Origin of the sequence: Enterococcus florum (assembly GCF_004309355.1) — a bacterium.
Lineage (GTDB): Bacteria > Bacillota > Bacilli > Lactobacillales > Enterococcaceae > Enterococcus_A > Enterococcus_A florum.
Window position 1 is genome coordinate 1 of sequence record NZ_BJCC01000052.1, and the last position, 5,583, is coordinate 5,583.

General features: G+C 33.3%; 6 protein-coding genes. 1 reads left to right on the forward strand and 5 read right to left on the reverse strand.

All coding sequences use genetic code 11. The features are described 5' to 3' along the window. Positions 1 to 142 precede the first annotated feature (142 nt). The 4 genes from NRIC_RS18940 to NRIC_RS18955 form a co-directional block, all read right to left on the reverse strand. On the reverse strand, positions 143 to 1,399 hold the full coding sequence (locus NRIC_RS18940; protein WP_175580165.1) for a neutral/alkaline non-lysosomal ceramidase N-terminal domain-containing protein: 1,257 nt from the start codon (positions 1,397 to 1,399) through the stop codon (positions 143 to 145). A gap of 22 nt (positions 1,400 to 1,421) precedes the next feature. Beyond that, positions 1,422 to 2,135: a GntR family transcriptional regulator gene (locus NRIC_RS18945; protein WP_227873856.1), complete on the reverse strand. Its 714-nt coding sequence runs from the start codon at positions 2,133 to 2,135 to the stop codon at positions 1,422 to 1,424. A gap of 152 nt (positions 2,136 to 2,287) precedes the next feature. Next, positions 2,288 to 3,640 (reverse strand): nucleotidyltransferase family protein, encoded by a 1,353-nt coding sequence (locus tag NRIC_RS18950; protein ID WP_146624287.1) that lies wholly within the window; start codon positions 3,638 to 3,640, stop codon positions 2,288 to 2,290. Positions 3,641 to 3,667: 27 nt separating this feature from the next. Next, positions 3,668 to 4,411, reverse strand: a complete 744-nt coding sequence (locus tag NRIC_RS18955; RefSeq protein WP_146624288.1) for an SIS domain-containing protein — start codon at positions 4,409 to 4,411, stop codon at positions 3,668 to 3,670. A gap of 154 nt (positions 4,412 to 4,565) precedes the next feature. On the opposite strand from NRIC_RS18955, the gene NRIC_RS18960 reads away from it, so the two are divergent. Further along, entirely contained in the window at positions 4,566 to 5,315 is a 750-nt protein-coding gene (locus NRIC_RS18960) for a ChbG/HpnK family deacetylase (protein ID WP_146624289.1), read from the forward strand. Positions 5,316 to 5,373: 58 nt separating this feature from the next. On the opposite strand, the gene NRIC_RS19650 is transcribed toward NRIC_RS18960, so the two are convergent. Further along, the coding region (locus tag NRIC_RS19650; RefSeq protein WP_227873857.1) for a hypothetical protein at positions 5,374 to 5,583 on the reverse strand (210 nt) is incomplete at its 5' end.

Sequence of the window (5,583 nt, forward strand, 5' to 3'; positions counted from 1 at the left end):
GAAATTGGATGAGTGTCGGCTTTTCTATAAAAGCGAATTATGAAATTGGCTCAAGTATATTTTTTTAGTTCTGTAAAAATAGTGATTAATCCTATCATTTTCTTGAATAGTCTTTTGCTGGATAATTAGTACTATAGTGAATTCAGAAATCAATTTCTTTTAATTTAGACTCAATGTATAGAAACCATTTTTCAGCTTCGCCTTTTTTTAAAAAACTAGAACTTGCTTCATAGTAACTTTTATCGAAGTAATTATTATTTGCAAAGTAAAAGAGATAGTCATTACATAGACCAAAGATTTTAATTTTTTTATTGATTCTTAGCTTGCTAGTAAGTTCTGATGTTGCCTCTCCAGGTATAGTTACAAAAAAGTAGTCATCAAACCTAATTATTGAGAAGGGCAAGCTTAATAATGGAACAGATTTTGTTGAATCAATAGTTATCATATTTGCTCGGGTGATTTCCGTCGGATTCTGTTTATGTCTATTTAGCGCTTTTGATACTTTGTATGCGAAGTTACTTTTATCATCTTGATAATGCATTTCTGAATTCTTTGTTTTAGCACTATAAAAATCACTAATAAAGCGGATGTCTTTTAGTTCTTTTTCAAGTGAATAGGAAGCATTAAAAACTTCTTTAGCCAATATGTGACCAAAAAAGTCAGCTTCTTCATAAGAAGCTTCGGACCGAGTAAATCGTGTACTTATATTTGCACAGCTGCCATTAATAAATTGTACTAACTGATAATTCTTTTCCATTTCTTCGTAGAAACTAAAAAGATAATCAGATGAAATAAATTGATTCTTTATATCTAAAACGGTGGGGTGGCAGGAGTAGTTAACCAAAATAGTTTTATTTTTAGCGGTTGAAAATTCAATAATAAATATATCAAAGTCACAGTGTCCACCAATTTCATTTCTATTACATCCAATCTTATCAGTAAAAGTTGTTGCAACTTTATAAGTAAAACTATTTAGATCATTAAAAGCGCTAATAATTGAATCAGTAGTTTTATCTCCACAAAAATCTAAGTACTCCTGATCAAATTCTCCGAAAATTTTTGAAAGTGGCTTTTTAAGTGCTGTTCCAGTATCTAAAATCCCCGTTGGGCCAGAATGAGTATGTGTAGCAAAAATGTATAAGTGAAATGAAGAGATGATATCCTTTAAGACAAATGTAACTTTTGATTCGATATATTGCTTAAGCTTATTATCCACTGCCAAAGTATCAAGACTAGCGAAAGCAAATAGTTCTTTTGTTTTTTTGTTATAAATACAATGTGTTTTCACGTATAGAGGATCATGAATTCCTACACTTGTTCTCAATGGGAAATAACCTCCCATAGGTAGTACAATATCTGGAGTGATTTTTTCTTGACTGTAGCCTAATAAATAGGTCAAAAATGATTCCCTCCTTAAAAAATTACTTGTAGATGGTTTGAACCAGGAAGAAGTTGTTTGTTTGGTATTTTGAGAATCCCACATTAAATGGCTTACCGTTTTCAAGACACGCAATGACTTCCATATTTATCAGAGCTGTGTTCACATCCACGTTTAGATAGTTTGCATACTTTTCGGTTGCATTCTCTGCAACAATTTTTTGATCTACATATGAGAAGGTAATATCGTAGGCTTCTAAATAATCGTAGATAGAATGTTCAGCAGTGTCAGCAGTGATCTCTGGAACGATCTGTGCATCAAAGAACTCCTCTTCATAACAAATGGCAACACTATCGGCATAACGAATTCTTTCTATTCTCCAAGTCAGTGTGTCTACTGGTACTTTTAGCAGGTCAGCAACTTTTGAATTAGCTGGAACTTTTTCTATAGATAAAAGTTTTGTTGAGGGCGCTAAACCACGTTTTTTGGCCTCAGAACTAAATCCAATTCCACTTTTAAAACCAAAATATTTGGGAATTGGGTTTACAAAAGTACCTTTTCCTTTTCTTTTGCTCAACACTTTGTTGTTTACTAATTCTTCCAGACCTTTTCTGACCGTCACTCTAGAAACATTTAATTTCTTGGAAAGTTCCATTTCTGACTCAATCATTTGATGAGGTTGAAAAACACCATTTTCTATATTTGAAAGGATGTAGTTAATCACAAGTTCATATTTTTTTTCTGTATTATTTTCCAAGTATCTCACTCTCCGATCTTTACTAATTCAGGATAGATTATTTTTTAAGGATAAACAATACAGGATGAAAATTTTTTCTAAAATGAAAAATGCTGCTATATGAAACGCGTTCAATACAGCAGCATTTTTATTGATGATAAACTCCAGACTAATTACCAGCCGTATTTTTCTGGTCCCCAATATTTCTTCACTATACTTTGCTCTTGAAAAGCAATTTTGTGGTGTTCTATATTCTCATTTACGATCAGACCTGGAGAAACTGCACAGTTAGCTCCAACCTTACAACCTGGAAGAAAAATATTTCCAATTCCCGTTCTAGTAAAATCGCCGAGAAAGACTGCATTCGTATTTTTACCACTATATATCTTTCCCTCGATTTTTTGAGGCTGTTCCGTATCGTTGAACCTCAAAATTCCAGCAACACAAGCCGCGGCAATATCGACATACGTACCAACAATTCCGAAAATCTCACTGTAGTGAATGGCAGAGACACCTTTCATGGTTACACCTTTCATTTCGGCATTATGTCCGATTTTATTGTCTTTACCAATCACAGTATGGTCACCGATTTTCGCATAATCCTTGATGTAGGTACCATCGCCGATGTAATTATTTCCTTCAAGGATAGCTCCATTATCAATCAAAACATTATCACCGATAATCACACTTCCGTTAATAGCTACATTTTTCCCGACCACAGTATTATTGCCAATTTGTACATTGCCATTTATTCTAGCAGAAGGGTCAATTGAAGAGTTTTCACCAATAATATCACCATCAATATTTCCACACAATTCAGATACATAGTATTCATTTGCATTAAGTAAATCCCAAGGAAAGTTTAATTGGAAAACTTCTTTGTCATTTTCAATAGCATAAATCTTTTTTTCCAATAATGTCCCATTTAAACCGTTCTCAATGAAGAAAGTTTGTGGGGGCATAGCGCCGGAGTTATTTTTTTCAAAGCCTAAATCACTGTTTAGAGCCATTTTGAATGTTTCCAGTTCTAATTGATACAAACCAGGGACGATATTTGTTACATAATGCTCCCTTGGATGTCCATAAAAATTTTCAACCAATCCTTGAACGACGTTTACACCAATGTGATTAGTAGAAGAATCTGTTTTCTCTATTGTAAAAACTTTATTTTTTTCTTTCGATGAAAAAAATTTCTGAATGTCATTATCAGTGATGACACTTCCAGCATTATAAAGGAGTACGTCAGAATCAATTACATTTGCGATTGATTCATAGGAGCATTTCAAGCCGTTTGATCTCTCAACATAATTCAATTTAGGAAATTTTTTAAGTGTAGCTTTCACTTGATCCTTACGATGACCCAGCACAATGTATATATTTTCCTCTGAAAAACCGTTGTCGAATAATTGATTCAAAACTCGTACAATATTCGGTTTATCAACTATTGGAAGGCAAGCCTTTTGCCAATGAAAATCATATGGAAAAGTTTTACTACTGTGTTCGCTACATTCGATAATCGCTATCATGAACCACACATCCTAACTTTGGAATAGCTACTTCCAGTATCCATAATATTTTTCAAAAAGTTTATCATTGTATTCATCTGCGCCGTCCATATTAGAGCTTTTAAAAATTGGTACTTCAATTCCACGATCATTTAGTTTATCGACTGCTGAAACAATAATCGATTGAGCTATTCCTATTCCGGTAAAATCTGATGTTGGCCCTAGATCAGCATCGATTCCATCTAATCTATAAGCGGCATCACCAACAGGTGCCCAACTATCAATTACAACATCCGCAATTTCATACATAAGTTTACCGGAAGAGTGTCTTGATGTGATATGTTTCGAATGTGAAAGTGAGGTCAGAGCAATCACCTTAGTACCTCTATTTTTGGCTTCTAAACACATTTCTACGGGAACGTTATTTCGTCCAGAATTGGATACGACCATTAATGTATCTCCAGCAGCAACTTTGTACAAGTCTAAGATATTTTTTGAATAACCATCTAATCTTTCTAAATAGGTACTTTTATTAGGCATTTCATGGAGCATCAGTTCTGGAGTTAAAATGGCCTTTACAAATGCTAAGCCGCCTGCTCTAATATATATTTCTTCAGCAACCATATGGGAATGACCTGATCCAAAAACATAAAACCGACCACCGCTTGCACAAGAATTTGCGACTAATTCTGCTGCGGCATCTACTGATTCAACTTCATTTTCTGTTACTGACGACCAAATCTTTGTCAAATAATCAAAATATTTGACTGTACTTTCTTTACTATCAGACATGATATCCACTCCTTAATTTTTGTCATAGGCCTCTTGACACTTTTCATTATAGTTGCTATATTTCAACTTGTCAATACAAGATGTAAATATATGTTGTAGTCATAAGATAGGTTAGCATGATGGCCTAAACTTAAAACACAAAGGGGTGTATTGTATGGAAATACTATTTAGAATCGATGATTTTGGTTTATCACCAGGAGTTAATAGAGGTATCAAGCACTCAATTGATTTTGGTTTGACTAAGAACGTTGGAATAATAGTTAATTTATCAGATTCATTGGAGGCCTTAAAGTTTGCTAAATTGAAAAACGATGTGTGTTTTGGATTGCATGTCAATTTAGTATTAGGGGAACCGTGTAGTAAAACATATCAATCGTCGAGTCTAATCTGTCCAGAGAAAAATATTTTTATCTCATCTGGAATCAGGAGAAAACAAATAAGTGGAGGGAGAGATTTATTTAATTACAAGGAAACGTATAAAGAAGTCAATGCTCAATTGGATAAATTTATAGATGTGACCGGAAAAATACCTGACTATATTGATCAACATGCAATTCATACTTCTACTACAAATGAGGTAATAAAACGTATTGCTATTGAGCGACATATACCCTATTATGAAGACCTCAACAATGAGAATATTTTTTTTCATCCAATTTCTGTTGAACTAGAAAAAAAATCTTTTTCGCAAATTTTTGATAGTGATAAACTCAGCTTTGACAAGGTAAATCATTTCATTTTTCACCCGGGATATGTTGATATAGCATTGCTCATGTCAAGCTCGCTCACATATAGAAGATTGCTTGATCTGAAGTTTTTAAACAGTGAAAATACGAAAAGAAAATTGAAAGAAAAGAATGCTGTAATAGTGGACTTTTTAGATTTAGCGAACAATCAATCTTAAAAAACTTATTATTAACGTAGGAACCATGTCAATTTCGGTTTATGACATTTAGAACTCCCTATTTTGTAATAGTGATAAGTACTTTGGATTTGAGAACTGTTGCAATTGGTGGGGGCAGTGGACTTTGTAAATAAATGATACTAGTTAGTTTAAAAAATATGTATTTTGTCAGTACTAAGTCAAGAAAGGATTCTCCGTTTTTATAAAAAAAGCTCATAATTGAGCCAATTTCATAATTCGCTTTTATAGAAAAGCCGACACTCATCCA